Genomic DNA, 14,518 nt, shown 5'->3' with positions numbered 1-14,518 from the left:
CATGCTGGCGCCCGAGCGCCGTTGTGGCTCGACTGCCATCGCCCGGGCACCAACCGGCCAGGCAGGCCGGTTCATCCCGTTATCGACCCCGACGGTCACCGCGGCCCCGGCCGCCGCCGCGACCGCCCCGCCGTTCCCAGGGGCGGCGCCCGCCCCGCTCTTCGCGCGGAGGACGCGCCGCGACGTCGTCGCCATGGAAGCGGGGCGGGACTCCCACCGCGACCGCCCAGACGGCGCCGTCCCGAAGCGCCCGCACCAGCTCGGCTTCGTCGCGCACCGGCTCCTTGAAGAGCGTGGCGGCGGTGCCGATCTCGTCGTAGCCGGCCATCGCGCCGCTGCCGCCCACGCAAGGCACGGAGAGGTGATCCGCCGCCTCGATCGCGAGCTCGTTCACGTTGACGCGGCGGGTGCCGGTGTAGCCCTCGACCGCCGTGAGGCTGCGCAGGGTGAAGACGAAGTCGCCCATCGGCTTCTCGAGGTCGCGGTCGTAGGGATGGGCCGCGACCACCGCCCCGCCCTTCGCGAGCACCGCCTCGACCACGTCCCGCGCCGGGCGGGCGGTCGGAGCCTCCGCGCCCAGGACCTCCTCCGGCCTGACGCCGGCGGGATCGGGGAAGAAGCAGAGGAAGTGGCCGTGGTTCGTGACCGCCTCCATTCCCACGAGCACCGCGATCGACGCCTTCTCGCGGAGGGCGTGGAGCTCCTCCACGCCGCCCAGCGTGTCGAGGTCGGTGAAGCAGATCCCGTCCAGGCCCAGGGCCTGTGCTCGCGCCACCGCCTCAGCCGGATCGAGCGAGCAGCCGGGGGTCCGGCTGGAGTGGACATGGAGATCGATGAGCAAGGGACCCTCCGCGGCGCGAATTGCGCGATCGGATACCACGAAGCCGGGCTGTCGTGGGAGCAACGTCCGTTTGACACCCCGGGATCCGCCTGGGAAGATCCCGCCCCTTCGCGCACGGCAGGCGAAGGAGGGAGCGGGGACCATGTTCACGGGCGTGAAGGTGTTTTCGGCGACCCGAGCTAGAGATCGGGAAGAGCTGGGCTCGGCCGTCAGCCAGTGGCTCGCCACCCACCGCGATCTCCGGATCGTCGATCGAGTGGTGGTCCAGTCGTCCGACGAGGAGTATCACTGCCTGAGCATGGTGATCTTCTACGAGCACCCGCCCCGCCGGGAAGGTTCCCCACGCCCGGCCGGTTGACGGCCGACCCCGGGACCGTTTGACACATGCGCGCAGCCGCGCTCGACCGAGACCCACCGACCTTGATTCCGCGCCTCCTGCTGTCGTGTCTGTCGATCGCCCTCCTCCTGCCGTCGTGCAAGCGGGACGGCGCGACCTATGGCCCCGCGAGCCGCCCGCGCCACGAGAACGTCTTCTACCTGGGGGGCGGCGCCGAGCCGGAGTCGATCGATCCCGGAAAAGCGTACGACTCACCGGGCTTCAACGTCTCGCGCAACCTCTTCGAAGGCCTGATGCGCTACGACCCGCGCACGCTGAAGCCGCTGCCCGGCGTCGCGGATCGCTACGAGGAGAGTGAAGACGGAAAGCACTTCTTGTTTCATTTGCGCCCCGACGCGAAGTGGTCGAACGGGAGGCCCGTCACGGCGGCCGACTTCGAGTGGTCGTGGAAGCGCGTGCTCGCCCCGGAGACCGGCGCCCAGTACGCGGCGCTGCTCTGGGATCTCGAGGGCGGAAAGGCCTTCGCCGACGGCATCGGGCCGGCGGACGCGGTGGGCCTGAAGGCCCTCGACGATCGCACCCTCGAGGTGAAGCTCGAGAGGCCGATTCCGTGGTTCGTGGAGCTGCTCTCGTTCGGCCCGTTCACGCCGGTCCCGCGCGAGATCGTCGAGAAGTGGGGCATCGAGTGGACGCGCCCCGAGCACATCGTGACCAACGGTCCGTTCGTGCTCTCGAAGTGGGTGATCAACTACGAGATCGAGCTTGGCAAGAGCCTCACCTATTGGGGACGCGACGAGGTGAGGCTCGACAAGGCGGTGTTCGTCGTCTCCGACGACAACTACGCGATGATGCGCCTCTACCGCACCGGCGAGCTCGACTGGATCGGCTCCGACACCAAGCCGCCCCAGGAGTATCTCGACTACCTGGCGACCCGGAGCGACTACCGCACGAGCCGCGATCTCACGACGTATTTCTATTGGTTCAACCTGCGGGACGACTCGCCCGCCTCGGCGCTGAAGGACAAGAGAGTCCGCAAGGCCCTCGACATGTCGATCGACAAGGAGTCGATCGTGAAGTTCGTCATGAGGGGAGGAGAGCGGCCCGCCGGCACCGTGGTGCCCGACCTCTTCGTGGACGAGGGCTACGTGCCGCCTCCCGGGAACCCCTACGATCCGGAGGGAGCGCGCAAGCTCCTCGCCGCTGCGGGCTACGGCCCCGGAGGCAAGCGCATGCCGCCCATCGAGCTCATCTACAACACCCACGAAGGGCATCGGATGGTGGCCGAGGCGCTCCAGCAGATGTGGAAGAAGGAGCTCGGGATCGACGTGGAGATCGTGAACCAGGAGTGGAAGGTCTACATGAACAACCGGACCGAGGGCTATTTCCAGATCGCCCGGGCCGGCTGGACAGGCGACTTCCAGGATCCCTACTCGTTCCTCTCGATGTTCGTGACCGGCGCGGAGATGAACGAGGCGAGGTGGAGCAACGCCGAGTACGACCGCCTGATCGACGAGGCCCTCACCCGCCTGGACACGAAGTCGCGCTACGAGCTCTACGCGAAGGCCGAGGCGATCCTGGTCGACGAGCTGCCGGTGCTGCCGGTCTACTTCTACTCGCAGAAGACGCTGCAGGGCTCCTGGGTGAAGGGGTGGTACCCGAACGCCCAGGACATCCACCCGCTGCGCGACATCTGGCTGGAGTCCAAGTAGATGGGCCGCTACCTCCTGCGCCGGATCCTCGGGATCGTCCCGGTGCTCCTGGTGATCTTCACCTTGAGCTTCGTGCTGATGCGCGCCGCGCCCGGCGGGCCGTTCGACGCCGAGAAGCCCGTTCCCGCCGAGGTGAAGCGCAACCTCGAGCGCCAGTATCACCTGCGCGAGCCGTGGTGCGAGGCGCGCTTCCTGCCCGCTCTCCAGCAGCCGGCCCTCTCCGCCGACGCCGAGCGCGCGATCCGCGCCGAATCCGCCGGCGCCTCGAGGCTCGAGCAGCTCTGCACCGGCGCCTTCCAATACGGCTGGCTGCTGTCCAACTACGTCCGCGGCGACTTCGGTCCGTCCTACAAATACAAGGACCGGAGCGTGAACGAGTTCATCGCGTCGGGGCTGCCGATCACGATCCGCCTCGGCCTGGTGGCCGTGGTCTTCGCGCTCCTCATCGGCCTGGGCGCCGGCCTCATCTCGGCGATGAAGCAGAACCTCTGGCAGGACCACGCCGCCATGGGCGCCGCGCTCCTCGGGATCTCGATCCCGAACTTCGTTCTCGGCCCGGTGCTGATCTTCGTCTTCTCGCTCACCCTCTTCTGGCTGCCGCCGGCTCGGTGGGACGGCTGGCAATACATGATCCTGCCGGGCTTCACCCTGGGCAGCGTCTACGCGGCGTACATCGCGCGCCTCACCCGGGGTGGAATGCTCGAGGTGGTGCGCCAGGACTACATCCGCACGGCCCGGGCCAAGGGCCTCTCCGAGCGGCTGGTGATCCTCCGTCACGCGGTGCGCGGGGGCCTGCTGCCGGTGGTCTCCTATCTGGGCCCGGCGATGGCCGGCCTCTTCACGGGCTCGATCGTGATCGAGCGGATCTTCAACATCCCCGGCATGGGTCGCTACTTCGTGGACGCCGCCCTCAACCGGGACATCACGCTGGCGATGGCCGTCGTCGTGGTGGACGCGGTCTTCCTGCTGGTGGCGAACCTCGTCGTGGACGTGGTGCTCGGCCTGCTCGATCCCCGGGTGAGGTACGAATGACGTCCACCGCAAACGCTGTCCGGTTCTCAGACGAGGCCGCCGAGACCGTCGAGGGGACCTCCCTCTGGCAGGACGCCTGGAAGCGGCTGAAGAAGAATCGCATGGCGGTCGCATCCGCCGGCGTGCTCGCCGTCGTGATCCTCTTCTGCGTCGTGGGCCCCTGGCTCGTCGGCTACGGCTTCGAGGAGCAGGACCTCGCCTACGGTGCGCAGGGCGCGAGCTGGGGGCACTGGTTCGGCACCGACCTCCACGGGCGGGATCTCCTCGTCCGCTCGATGTACGGCGGCCGGATCTCGCTCCTCGTGGGCCTCTGCGCCACGGCCGTCTCGCTCACCATCGGCGTCGCCTATGGCGCCGTCAGCGGCTACTTCGGCGGCCGCCTCGACGCGGCCATGATGCGGGCGGTGGACGTGCTCTACACCATCCCCTTCATGTTCGTGGTGATCCTCTTCCTGGTGCTCTTCGGCCGATCGATGGTGATGCTCTTCGTCGCCCTCGGCGCCGTCTCCTGGCTCACCATGGCGCGGATCGTGCGAGGCCAGGTGCTCTCGCTCAAGCAGAGCGAGTTCGTCGAGGCGGCTCGGGCGAGCGGCGTCGGCCACGGCGGGATCATCTTCCGCCACCTGGTCCCCAACGCCCTCGGACCCATCATCATCTACACGACGCTGACGATCCCCCGCGTGATGCTCGAGGAGGCCTTCCTCTCCTACCTGGGCCTGGGCGTGCAGCCGCCCATGGCTTCGTGGGGCCTCCTGGTCTCCGACGGCGCCAACGCCATGACCTTCTTCCCGCACATGCTCCTCTTCCCCGGCGCGATCCTCACGGTGACGCTCTTCGCGCTCAACTTCCTCGGCGACGGTCTGCGCGACGCCCTCGATCCCCGGATGCGCACGTGAGCGACCTCGTACTCCGGGTGAAGAATCTACACGTCCAATACGCGGTGGACGGCGGCGTCGCGAAGGCGGTGGACGGCGTCAGCCTCGAGCTGCCCCGCGGCAAGACGCTGGCCGTGGTGGGCGAGTCCGGCTCGGGAAAGAGCCAGACGATGTACGGCATCCTGGGCCTCGTGCCCCGGCCTCCCGGCAAGGTCTTCGGCGACGGCGCCTGGTTCGAGGGAGAGGACCTCCTGACGGCCAGCGAGAAGCGGCTCCGCGCGCTCCGCGGCGATCGGATCGCGATGATCTTCCAGGATCCGATGACCGCGCTGAACCCCTTCCTCACCGTGGAGCGCCAGCTCACCGAGGTCCTCGAGGTCCACAAGGGCGTGAGCCGCAAGGCCGCCCGCGGCGAGGCCCTCGACATGCTCCGTCGGGTGGGGATCCCGGATCCCGAGAGGCGGATCGACCAGTATCCGCACCAGTTCTCCGGCGGCATGCGCCAGCGGGTGATGATCGCCATGGCCCTGCTCTGCCGCCCGGCGCTCCTCGTGGCAGACGAGCCGACCACCGCCCTCGACGTGACGATCCAGGCGCAGATCCTCGAGCTCCTGCGGACCCTCCAGGCCGAGCTCGGGAGCTCGACGATCCTCATCACCCACGACCTCGGCGTGGTGGCCGGGAACGCCGACTACGTCGCCGTGATGTACGCCGGCCGCGTGGTCGAGCGCGGAACCGCCGAGGAGATCTTCCGGGATCCCCGGCACCCGTACACGCAAGGGCTCCTCGCCAGCGTGCCTCGCCTCGACGCCGCGCAGAAGGAGCTCCTCGTCCCCATCGCCGGTCAGCCGCCCGATCCTACGCGGCTCCCGTCCGGCTGCCCCTTCCGCTCGCGATGCGACAGGGCCAGCGATCGCTGTGCCCAGGCCTACCCGGAGGTGCGCACCGTGGGTGAAGGGAGGGAGGTCGCATGCTGGGCGGCGTGAAGCCACTCGTTCGCGTCGACGGGCTGAAGGTCCACTTCCCCGTCTACAAAGGCTCTTTCTTCAAGCGCCGGTCGGGCGCCGTCCGCGCCGTCGACGGCGTCTCGTTCGAGGTCCGGAAGGGCGAGACCCTGGGCCTGGTGGGCGAATCCGGCTGCGGCAAGAGCACCACCGGCCGCGCCCTGATGCGCCTCGTCGAGGCCACCGCCGGCAGCGTCGAGCTCGGCGGCGAGGACCTCCTCGCACTGCAGGGCGAGGCGCTCCGCCGCAGGCGCCGCGACTTCCAGATGATCTTCCAGGATCCGTACGGCTCGCTGAACCCTCGGATGACCGTCCTCGACATCGTGGCCGAGCCGCTGCGCGCCCACGGGCTCGGCGGGAGAGGGAGCGAGCTCACAGCGCGCGTTCAGGAGATCCTCGAGCTCTGCGGTCTCAACGCCCGCTTCATCCGGCGTTACCCCCACGAGTTCTCCGGCGGCCAGCGCCAGCGCGTCGCCATCGCCCGCGCCCTCGCTCTGCGGCCCTCCTTCGTCGTCTGCGACGAGCCCGTCTCCGCCCTCGACGTCTCGATCCGCGCCCAGGTCCTCAACCTGCTCGTGAAGCTCCAGCGCGAGCTCTCGCTCACCTACCTCTTCATCGCCCACGACCTCGCCGCCGTCCGCCACCTCTCCGACCGCATCGCGGTGATGTACCTGGGCCGGATCGTCGAGCTCAGCCCCGCCGACGAGATCTACCGGCGGCCCGCCCACCCCTACACGCAGGCGCTGATCTCCGCGGTCCCCATCCCCGACCCAGCGGCCGAGTCCCAGCGCCAGCGGATCGTCCTCGAAGGCGACGTGCCCTCCCCGCTCGCCCCACCGAGTGGGTGCAGTTTTCACCCGAGGTGTCCGACCTTCAAGCGCCTCGACTCCGCCCAGCAGGCCAGGTGCCGAGGCGAGGAGCCCGTGCTCAGGGTGCTCGGCGACGGCCGACACGCCGCGTGTCACTTCGCGGCGTAGCACGCTCCGCGACTTCCGTGTCATGGCCGCGGCATCTTGCGGCGATGGGATGCGGCGAAATGCCTAGCTTTTTTGCGCGGCACGAGTCTTGCGTTCTCTGGCGGACCACTATCAGGAGGTTCACCCGATGCGTCTGCACAAGCTGCTCTCGCTGCTCTTTGCCGCTCTCGCCAGTCTGGCCGGCGCCGCCCTCCTCCAGGCCTGTGAGGGTCTCGCCTGCAATGACATCTTGCCCTTCGAGGGTCTCGCCGCGCACCTCGATCTCCCGGAAGGCGTCGAGTTGACCTCCGCGGAGGGCCACGCCGTCGTCGACGGCAAGACCTACGAGTTCCACTGCGAGACTCCCGATCGAGGTGCCTATGACGGCGTTTGTGGGCTGTACGATTCGGTCGTCTCGATCCGCCTCGACGCTTCGAAGAGGCCGAGCACCATCGACCTATCGCTCTCGATCAACGGCGGCGCCTTCACGTTCGAGGGTCCGGCTCGCCCCACCTACGAGGTCAGCGAGCCGTGGGGCAAGGGCTGCGGCCACGCGATGGCCGGCGACGCCGCCATCAAGCTGACCCCGGGCGAATGACTCGACGACGAGGCTGCCGCTACGCCGCGCTCGGCGACGGCCGCCACACTGCGTGTTGCTTCAGGGTGTAGGAAGTCGACACACTTCGAAGCACACAGATGTTCGACGCCGGACACGTAAAGTAAATTACTCGAACACTTCGTTTGACGCTCGGCTGAGAAGCGGTCGAGCCTGGAGCCGTCCGCCAACCCCGGAGGTTTCCAGTGAAAGCACGTCTCACAATCGTCTGCGCGCTGCTCGTCATCGCGAGCGGAAGCTCGGCCGCGCCAGGATCGTCGTCCGGCGTCGTCATTCCCCCGCGGCTCGACCCGCATCGCTCGCTGGCGGTGACCGACCAGTCGATCCTCGCCCCCTTCACCCTGGAACGCGTGCTCAGCCAGCTCGTCAGCCAGAGCGGCGTCCTGGGTCTCACCGCACATGGCCTCTACGCCCAGTGGTGGGACATCGAGAACGAAGCGCCCGGCTTCGGCACCGGCGTGCACTGCGACGATCAGACCACACGGTCCGGTGTCTCGGGGCTCAACGGCTTTCCGTGGGAATGCCCGCGGGAGGAAGGCCGCCAGGCAGACCTGGGTCCCTCCCTCGGCCGAGGGCTGCCGTACAAGCCGGTGGGCCTCTTCAATCGCTTCGATCTCGCGCCCGCCGACGGCTCCAACTGCGGCGAATATCGCATCGAGTTCGCCCGCGACAACAGCACGCCGAGCGCGCGGCGCAACCTGGTGATCTTCGAGGCGGTCCTTCCGAACCCCAACCCTCGGCTGGGTCTGGAGGGCTGCCGCCCCGTCGCCGATTTCTGGGCGAACCTCTCCACGATCGCGAGCGACGCGACGGTCTCCGCGAAGCTGGACTCCTTCTACTTCAGCGGCCTCCCAGGCTTCGAGCCCGTGGTCCACGTCGACCACTACGGCATGCAGCTCGGCGCGGACGGCAAGGGCGTAGCCACCGGGCAGATTCGCTCCAACCAGTTCATGCAGGACGAGTGGACCCTGCGTCAGTTCGCGCTCACCAAGGACTGCCGCTGCGGCCCCTGCCGGCTCGTGATGGTCCCGGCGCCGGTGGCCGACAATCCCTACGGCGAGCTCTTCCGCTCCGCGTCCACCGAGCCTCTGGCGCCGGACCTCCGGGCCGCGTTCATCTCGAGCGTCGCGTCGCTCGCCAAGAACGACGCCAACCGCTTCGCCTGGACGCCCCCGAATCGCGTGAACGCCGCCGAGAGCCAGAACGCGGCCAACGACGCGAGCATCCCATTCCGTACCAGCGACTACCTCGAGAGGTTCTCGAGGAACGGTCCCAACGACACCTTCCGCCGGGCGATCAACGACGAGCTGATCCGGCTGCGTTCTTCCCTCACGGCGGAGGACATCGTTGCCCGCGCCCTCTCGCTCTCCTGCGCGGGTTGCCACGGCCTCGCCCCGACGGATCTCGGCGACGGGGTCGAGATCCCCTTCCCCAAGTTCACCCACGTGGACGAGGAGAACCCGACGAACGGAAGGTTCCCGCTCTCCGACGCACTCGAGGAGGTCTTCCTCCCGCACCGCGTGAAGGTCCTCCAGGACTTCCTCGCCGGCACGCTGGTCCTGGGAGCGCCCGCAATGTCCACCCACGCGATCGCGCTGCCCCCGAGCTCCAGCTCATCTGCCCGAAAGACTCCCGGCTGAGCCTCGATGACGCCCGCGCCTACCCGGGCGAGGCCATCTCCAAGCTCAAGCCCGCCACCGCCGAGCCGATCGGAGGCCGCCGGACCCACTGATCCGCGATCATGGCCCTCGGGGCTCGAGGTGGTCGAACCCCGGGGGCATCGCGGAAATCGCGTCGCGTTCCGCTGCGCTGAACCCGATTCCTGGCCATGCGACGGCGTTTGCGGGCTGGGTGAGGCGGCGATCCAGCTCGTTCCCGCTGGAAGGGCCCCGCCTCCCAACCGGGCGGGCGGCCTGCGCTTTTTGGGCGACGAAGGGCGCCACCCGGTGTAGTAGGTGCCCCGCGCAGCCGCCTGCGCGGTCGTTTCGACCGTCGGGTGGAATGGGCGCGATCCCGCGCCCGTTGCCCGAAAAGACAACGATATGACGACCTTTGCATCCCTTGGCCTCTCGGCCGACATGCTGCGCGCCCTCGCGCGCGCCGGCTACGAGAAGCCCACCCCGATTCAGTCCCAGGCGATTCCTCCCGCCCTGGCCGGCCGCAACGTGATCGGCTGCGCCGCGACCGGCACCGGCAAGACCGCCGCCTTCATGCTGCCCCTCCTCGAGCGGGCCGCCACGCACCAGGGCGGCATCCGCGCCCTCGTGCTCGCCCCCACTCGCGAGCTCGCCCAGCAGATCCACGAGTACGTCGACACGTTCGGCGGCGTTCGCGCCGCCCTCGTCGTGGGCGGCCTCGGCATGGGCCCGCAGACCGCGGCACTGCGGAAGAAGCCCGAGCTGGTCATCGCCACCCCTGGCCGCCTGATCGACCACCTCGACCAGCGCAACGTCGACCTCTCGGGCGTGGAGGCCCTCGTCCTCGACGAGGCCGACCGCATGCTCGACATGGGCTTCCGGCCCCAGCTCGAGAAGATCCTCGGCAAGATGAAGGGGCGGAAGCAGACCCTCCTCTTCTCCGCCACCATCGACGGCGAGGTCGGCAAGTTCTCCGCCAAGTACGTGAACGACCCGGTGCAGGTAGAGATCCACCGGACCGGCACTACGGCCGAGCGCGCCGAGCAGCGGATCTTTCGCGTCGAGAAGACCGAGAAGTCGCCGCTGCTCCTGGCGCTCCTCTCCGACGACGACGAGACCACCCTGGTCTTCGTGCGCACCAAGCACCGCGCCGACAAGATCGCGCGGGTGGTGGAGAAGGCCGGCCACAAGGTCACCCGGCTCCACGGCGATCGCACCCAGTCCCAGCGCAAGATGGCGCTCGCCGGCTTCAAGGACGGCCGCTACCGCGTGCTCGTGGCGACCGACGTCGCCGCCCGCGGCATCGACGTCGAGGAGATCGGCCACGTCATCAACTTCGACCTCCCCAACGTGGCCGAGGACTACGTCCACCGCATCGGCCGCACCGCCCGCAACACGGCGAGCGGCAGGGCCACGAGCTTCGCCGAGCCCGACGACAAGCTCGAGCTCATGGCGATCGAGAAGCTCCTCGGCCGCCAGCTCCCGCGCGAGGCAGTGCCCAAGGATCACCCCGTCTTCGTGGCGGAGCTGTCGCAGCGCAAGGAGAGGCAGAGCGACCCCGGCATCCACGGCGGCCGCACCCACGCCCAGCTCGCCGGCGAGCGTCCCGCTCATGCACCCCGGCAGGCGCAGGGGCCTCGGCAGGCGCAGGCGCCCTCTTCCGCCAGGCGCGGAGGCGGTGGCCGCCCGTCCCGACCCGGCAATCCCTCCGGGCGCAATCCCTCCGGCGGATCCGGCGGCCGCTCGGCGTCCTCCGGCTCGCCTTCCGGCCGCCCGTCGGCTCCGAGCGCCGGCGGCAAGCGGCCCGCCTTCCGCGGCGGCGGCTCGCGGAAGCGGTAGCGCACTCTCCGTCGACGCGCCTTCACTGGCGCGTTAGGCTTCGTCCATGGGAGCGCTGACGGACTACCTGACCCGGGATCACGAGCGCCTCGAAGCCCTGATGGTGCGAGCCGTCCGCGATCCCGAGGCCCTCGACCTCGAGGCCTACGAGGCCTTCCGCGAAGGGATCCTCCGACACATCGGCATCGAGGAGAAGATCCTGATGCCGGATGCGAAGCGAAGGCGCGGCGGCGAGCCTCTGCCGATGTTCCACGCGATCCGCGTGGAGCACAGCGCCATCGCCCTTCTCCTCGTGCCCACGCCGACCCACGCGCTCCTGGGGGAGATCCGCTCGATCCTCGAGCAGCACAACCCGCGCGAGGAGGGGCCCGAGGGCCTCTACGCGATGTGCGAGACGCTGGCCGGCGACGAGGCGGCCTCGCTCCTCGAGCGCGCGATGCAGGCGCCCGAGGTGCCGCTCGCCAAGCACTACGACGGGCCGCGCGCGCACTTCACGGCGGCGAGCGCGCTCGCGTATGCCGCCAAGGGCTCCAAGGCCTGAGAGCTTGTGAAGAATTCACAAGCTCTCGCGAAGCCGAAGGCGGAGCAGACGAAAAGAAGAGCGTTTTCGCGCGGAGCGCGGCTGAAGAAGTCGGGCCCGCTTCTGCGGGACCGATTTCTTCACACGCTCTGAGCGCAGCCCCGAGCTACACCCGCACCCGGCGAAGCCGCAGCGAGTTCGCGATCACGGAGACCGAGCTGAAGCTCATCGCCGCCGCGGCGATCATCGGGCTGAGCAGCAGGCCGAACACCGGGAAGAGCACGCCCGCCGCGACGGGGACGCCGATCGCGTTGTAGACGAAGGCGAAAAAGAGGTTCTGCCGGACGTTCTTCACCGTGGCCCGGCTCAGCCGCAGCGCCCGGACGATGCCGCGCAGATCGCCCTGGACCAGCGTCACGGGAGCGCTCTCCATGGCGACGTCGGTCCCGGTGCCCATGGCGATCCCGACCTGCGCCCGGGCCAGCGCCGGCGCGTCGTTGATGCCGTCGCCCGCCATGGCCACGATCCGGCCCTGCGCCTGGAGCTCCTCGACCTCCCGGACCTTCCGCTCGGGCAGGACCTCGGCGATCACCTCGTCGATGCCCAGCCGCCGCGCCACCGCGAGGCCGGTAGTCCGGCTGTCGCCCGTGACCATGACGATGCGCAGGCCGTCGGCGTGGAGCTGAGCGATCGCCTCGGCGCTGCCAGCCTTGATCGGATCGGCGACGCCGAAGAGACCGGCGAGCCCGCCATCCACCGCGGCGAACATCACGGTCTGTCCCTCGCCGCGCAGCTCTTCCGCGTCGTCGGAGATCGCGCTGAGATCGATGTCGAGGTCGGCCATCATCGCCCGGTTGCCGATCGCGACGTCCCGGCCCGAGACCTTCGCGCGGACGCCCTTCCCCGCGACGCTGTCGAAGGCCTCGACCTTCCCGAGCGCGAGTCCGCGCTCCTTGGCGCCGGCGACGATCGCCTCCGCGAGGGGATGCTCGCTGGCGCGCTCCACGCTCGCCGCCAGCGCGACGAGCTCTTCCTCCCCGAAGCCGCCAGCCGGAACGACCGAGAGGAGCCGAGGCCTCCCCTCCGTCAACGTACCCGTCTTGTCTACAACGAGTGTATCGACCTTCCGCAGGGTCTCGATCGACTCCGCGTTCCGGAAGAGGACGCCCATCGACGCGGCCTTCCCCGTCGCGACCTTGATCGCCATCGGCGTCGCGAGGCCCAACGCACATGGGCACGCGATGATCAGCACGGCGACCGCGTTGATCAGGCCGTGGGCCATCCTCGGCTCCGGGCCGATCCACGACCAGACCACGAAGGTGACGACCGCCACGCCGACGACGATGGGGACGAACCAGCCGGCGACCGCGTCGGCGAGCTTCTGGATCGGCGCCCGGCTGCGCTGGGCCTCGGCGACCATCGCCATGATCCGCGCGAGCAGGGTGTCGGCGCCGATCTTCTCCGCGCGCATCACCAGGGCGCCGCTGCCGTTCACCGTGGCACCCACGACTCGATCGCCGGGCGTCTTGGTGACGGGAATGGGCTCTCCCGAGACCATCGACTCGTCGACGTGGCTCTCCCCCTCGAGGACGATCCCGTCGACAGGCACCTTCTCGCCGGGGCGGATGCGCAGGCGGTCGCCGACGTTCACTTCCACGAGGGGCACGTCCTCGTCCGTCCCGTCGCCCCGGATCCGGCGGGCGGTCTTCGGCGCGAGGCCCAGCAGCGACCGGATCGCCTCGCCGGTCCGCCCACGTGCCCGAAGCTCCAGGACCTGCCCCAGGAGGACCAGGGTGACGACCACCGTCGCCGCTTCGAAATAGACGCCGACCCCACCGGAGGGCTCGCGGAAGGCCGCGGGAAAGATCCCGGGGAGGATCGCCGCGACCAGGCTGTAGGCGAAGGCAGCGAAGACGCCGAGGCCGATCAGGGTGAACATGTTGAGGTGGCCGCTCTTCACCGACTGGACGGCGCGGACGTAGAACGGCCATGCACCCCAGGTGCAGACCGGGATCGCGAGCCCGAGCTCGACCCAGTTCCGTGCGCCGCCCCCGAGGAGCCGCGAGATCGGCGCACCCGGGAGCATGTCGCCCATCGCGACAACGAGCACCGGGACGGTCAGCGCCAGCGAGAGCCAGAACCTCCGGCTCATCGCGCGGAGCTCCGGGTTCTCCTTCTCTTTGTCCGCTGCGACCCTGGGCTCCAGGGCCATGCCGCACTTCGGACAGGCCCCGGGCCGATCGCTCACGACCTCGGGATGCATCGGACAGGTCCACTCGGCCCGCCCTTCCTCCGCCGACCCGTCGCCTCTCCCCATGTGCCGTCTACGGCTGCCCGTAATAACAGAGCGTGTTGGAGGATCGGCTCCACGTGTCGACGTACGCCACCGCGAAATCGATGTCGATGCCGATCGCCTCGTGACAGGAGACGAACCCAATCCGGTCCAGGCCCTCGGAGCGATATGACCGCACGTCCAACGGCGGCACCGAGGTGCGGCTGCTCGTGAAGATTCCGAGCTGCTCTCGCTTGGGTGGAATCAGCGCTTGCCCTGGCCGGAACACTGCGAACGACCATTCGCAGGCGTAGGGCGCGTCGTCCGGACACCTGTCGGACACATCGCAGCGTTTGCCAGGCGCGAGCCAGTGTTGAGACGTATAGAAAATGAGTGGGCCAGAATCACTTCGTGTTGGCCCAAGCTCGCACGCGGGACACCGATTGCTCTCAGCGCCGCACTCCATCGGAACGCAGAAGGTATTCCCCATAAACTCACTGCAATAGCCCCCGGAGAGCCAACACTCTTCGTGGAAGAGGCAGCCCCCCTTCGACGGCTCGTGCTTCCAACACTGCTTGATTCCCGCGACGGTGACGCACTTCTCGTCGTCGCTGCAATCGGCGTCCGAAGTGCAGGTCGGCTCGCAGTGCTGGGTCTCGGGGCTGCACGCATACCCGTCCGCGCAGTAATAGGGCTCGCACCGCCCCGAGGCACCGCACTCCTGGCAGCTCCCGCAAGGGTAGGCCGGACAAGGCAGGTCATCCAGCGTCACGCAGATGGGGAAATCTCCGCCGCAGTGGGTCGCGTCGCAAACGAGGCCGTCGGAACATCCCCACTTGCCCTCACAAGGAGTCACGCACATCGGCTCGCCGCATTCAGG

The 14,518-nt window shown here is 69.0% G+C and carries 13 protein-coding genes; 10 read left to right on the top strand and 3 right to left on the bottom strand.

The window, feature by feature from the left end; genetic code table 11:
• Positions 1–79 precede the first annotated feature (79 nt).
• Positions 80–841, bottom strand: coding sequence for a PHP-associated domain-containing protein (locus AKJ08_RS04055; RefSeq protein ID WP_050724888.1), 762 nt, complete (start codon positions 839–841; stop codon positions 80–82).
• Positions 842–983: 142 nt separating this feature from the next.
• Here AKJ08_RS04055 and AKJ08_RS04050 point away from each other — a divergent pair, with 142 nt between their 5' ends.
• From AKJ08_RS04050 to AKJ08_RS04005, 10 genes are all read left to right on the top strand, one after another.
• On the top strand, positions 984–1,199 hold the full coding sequence (locus tag AKJ08_RS04050; RefSeq protein ID WP_050724887.1) for a hypothetical protein: 216 nt from the start codon (positions 984–986) through the stop codon (positions 1,197–1,199).
• A gap of 62 nt (positions 1,200–1,261) precedes the next feature.
• Positions 1,262–2,887 (top strand): peptide ABC transporter substrate-binding protein, encoded by a 1,626-nt coding sequence (locus AKJ08_RS04045; RefSeq protein WP_050724886.1) that lies wholly within the window; start codon positions 1,262–1,264, stop codon positions 2,885–2,887.
• Positions 2,888–3,919, top strand: a complete 1,032-nt coding sequence (locus tag AKJ08_RS04040) for an ABC transporter permease (RefSeq protein WP_050724885.1) — start codon at positions 2,888–2,890, stop codon at positions 3,917–3,919.
• Entirely contained in the window at positions 3,916–4,815 is a 900-nt protein-coding gene (locus AKJ08_RS04035) for an ABC transporter permease (RefSeq protein ID WP_050724884.1), read from the top strand. The genes AKJ08_RS04040 and AKJ08_RS04035 overlap by 4 nt, the downstream gene beginning before the upstream one ends.
• Positions 4,812–5,780, top strand: coding sequence for an ABC transporter ATP-binding protein (locus AKJ08_RS04030; protein WP_050724883.1), 969 nt, complete (start codon positions 4,812–4,814; stop codon positions 5,778–5,780). Before AKJ08_RS04035 ends, AKJ08_RS04030 begins: the two co-directional genes overlap by 4 nt.
• On the top strand, positions 5,765–6,775 hold the full coding sequence (locus AKJ08_RS04025) for an ABC transporter ATP-binding protein (protein ID WP_050724882.1): 1,011 nt from the start codon (positions 5,765–5,767) through the stop codon (positions 6,773–6,775). The genes AKJ08_RS04030 and AKJ08_RS04025 overlap by 16 nt, the downstream gene beginning before the upstream one ends.
• Positions 6,776–6,902: 127 nt before the next feature.
• On the top strand, positions 6,903–7,352 hold the full coding sequence (locus AKJ08_RS04020) for a hypothetical protein (protein WP_050724881.1): 450 nt from the start codon (positions 6,903–6,905) through the stop codon (positions 7,350–7,352).
• 203 nt (positions 7,353–7,555) lie between these two features.
• Complete coding sequence (locus AKJ08_RS04015) at positions 7,556–9,010, top strand: hypothetical protein (RefSeq protein ID WP_050724880.1); 1,455 nt, start codon at positions 7,556–7,558, stop codon at positions 9,008–9,010.
• Between the two features lie 402 nt (positions 9,011–9,412).
• The gene (locus AKJ08_RS04010; protein WP_050724879.1) at positions 9,413–10,846 is read left to right on the top strand and encodes a DEAD/DEAH box helicase; all 1,434 of its coding nucleotides are present in this window, start codon (positions 9,413–9,415) and stop codon (positions 10,844–10,846) included.
• Between the two features lie 46 nt (positions 10,847–10,892).
• The gene (locus AKJ08_RS04005) at positions 10,893–11,387 is read left to right on the top strand and encodes a hypothetical protein (protein ID WP_050724878.1); all 495 of its coding nucleotides are present in this window, start codon (positions 10,893–10,895) and stop codon (positions 11,385–11,387) included.
• Positions 11,388–11,532: 145 nt separating this feature from the next.
• On the opposite strand, the gene AKJ08_RS04000 is transcribed toward AKJ08_RS04005, so the two are convergent.
• Positions 11,533–13,629 carry a copper-transporting P-type ATPase gene (locus AKJ08_RS04000; RefSeq protein WP_050724877.1) on the bottom strand — a complete coding sequence of 699 codons (2,097 nt, stop codon included), beginning with the start codon at positions 13,627–13,629 and terminating at the stop codon, positions 11,533–11,535.
• Positions 13,630–13,690: 61 nt separating this feature from the next.
• Positions 13,691–13,843: a hypothetical protein gene (locus AKJ08_RS19065; RefSeq protein ID WP_157370458.1), complete on the bottom strand. Its 153-nt coding sequence runs from the start codon at positions 13,841–13,843 to the stop codon at positions 13,691–13,693.
• Between the last annotated feature and the right edge of the window lie 675 nt (positions 13,844–14,518).

The sequence above is a fragment of the Vulgatibacter incomptus genome (assembly GCF_001263175.1).
Lineage (GTDB): Bacteria > Myxococcota > Myxococcia > Myxococcales > Vulgatibacteraceae > Vulgatibacter > Vulgatibacter incomptus.
Note: the sequence above shows the minus strand (reverse complement) of the source record. Positions and strands in the feature narration are given on the sequence as shown.

Excerpts from the sequence above, each read along its gene's own strand:
- AKJ08_RS04050 (WP_050724887.1), top strand. The coding sequence starts at position 984 with ATGTTCACGGGCGTGAAGGTGTTTTCGGCGACCCGAGCTAGAGATCGG.
- AKJ08_RS04040 (WP_050724885.1), top strand. The coding sequence starts at position 2,888 with ATGGGCCGCTACCTCCTGCGCCGGATCCTCGGGATCGTCCCGGTGCTC.
- AKJ08_RS04035 (WP_050724884.1), top strand. The coding sequence starts at position 3,916 with ATGACGTCCACCGCAAACGCTGTCCGGTTCTCAGACGAGGCCGCCGAG.
- AKJ08_RS04025 (WP_050724882.1), top strand. The coding sequence starts at position 5,765 with ATGCTGGGCGGCGTGAAGCCACTCGTTCGCGTCGACGGGCTGAAGGTC.
- AKJ08_RS04020 (WP_050724881.1), top strand. The coding sequence starts at position 6,903 with ATGCGTCTGCACAAGCTGCTCTCGCTGCTCTTTGCCGCTCTCGCCAGT.
- AKJ08_RS04010 (WP_050724879.1), top strand. The coding sequence starts at position 9,413 with ATGACGACCTTTGCATCCCTTGGCCTCTCGGCCGACATGCTGCGCGCC.
- AKJ08_RS04005 (WP_050724878.1), top strand. The coding sequence starts at position 10,893 with ATGGGAGCGCTGACGGACTACCTGACCCGGGATCACGAGCGCCTCGAA.
- AKJ08_RS04000 (WP_050724877.1), bottom strand. The coding sequence starts at position 13,629 with ATGCATCCCGAGGTCGTGAGCGATCGGCCCGGGGCCTGTCCGAAGTGC.